Annotated in this window: 1 pseudogene; it reads right to left on the bottom strand. The window is 60.7% G+C overall.

The features are described from left to right. Window positions 1-54: 54 nt before the first annotated feature. Window positions 55-1,046, bottom strand: a pseudogene (locus AC0L3D_RS36710) (IS5 family transposase). Window positions 1,047-1,121: the final 75 nt, after the last annotated feature.

The raw sequence follows: 1,121 nt of genomic DNA on the forward strand, positions 1-1,121 counted from the left end.
GGCGTTGGTGCATGGGTCCGGACTTGAGCGGATGTCGATCTTTGAAGCGGCAGACTATGCCGTGGCCGCCTTGCGGCGGGCGGATTTCGGGCGTGCGCAGGCAAGCATGCGGTTGAGGACGGCGCAGCCGATGGCGACTTCGGTCTTCTGAACGGGAAGCGACCGTGCCCGCAAACGCCGCCCGATGGTGGACTTGTATCGCCCTATGGCGGTCTCGACCAGCGAGCGTTTGCCATAACCGTTGGAGACCTGCCATTTCATCCGGCCGTCTCTGCCGATTGCGGCGATATGCTGGTCCCTTTGGCCGGGAGGTCTATCGTCGAATGGTTCGACCGCATTGGCACGAGGCGGAATGACGATTGCGGCGGCAGCGCTATGATCGATGACTGCGTCGTAAGTCGGTTTTCCGTCATAGGCGCGCCGTCAGCAGTAAACTGTCCGATCGGACCGCCAATCTGGTCGAGTAGTGGCTCAACTTGAGAGACATCGCCAGTGTCCTGATCAGTCAGGGTATGGGCAATGATCTCGCCGCTGTCGGCATCCAGTGCCAGATGCAGCTTGCGCCAACTGCGACGGGATCTGGCGCCGTGCTTCTCCTCCAGCCACTGACCCGCGCCGTAGACCTGCAGGCCGGTGCTGTCGACAAGAACATGCACTGGTCCCTCCGGCGGAACCTGGCGATCATGCCGTTTGTTGGGCGATTGCCATGTCCGCGCCCGACGGCTCAGGGTGGTATGATCGGGGACAGCGAGCGCCAGCCCCATCAGTTGCAGCACCGATTCCAGCAAGCCTTCTGCCTGGCGCAGCCGCAGGCCAAACACAAGGCCCAGCGTCAAGGTGGTCTCGATCGCCAGATCAGAATAGCGGTGCTGGCCGCCACGTGTCTTGCGTCTTGGCGCTTGCCACCTGGACAGGGCTTCCGGCGTCACCCACAGGGTCAAACTGCCGCGATGACGAAGTCCTGCCTCATATTCTGGCCAGTTCGTCACCCTGAACTTCATCTTCTCAATATGATGGCGGCGGCTGGTATTGTGTTTGAAAGGCATGGCTACGCTACAAAGGCTATTGCGGTTACCGCTTGCCTAAACCCACACCAATAAAAGATCCGTGCACCAACGCCA

The organism is Mesorhizobium sp. WSM4837 (assembly GCF_055811435.1).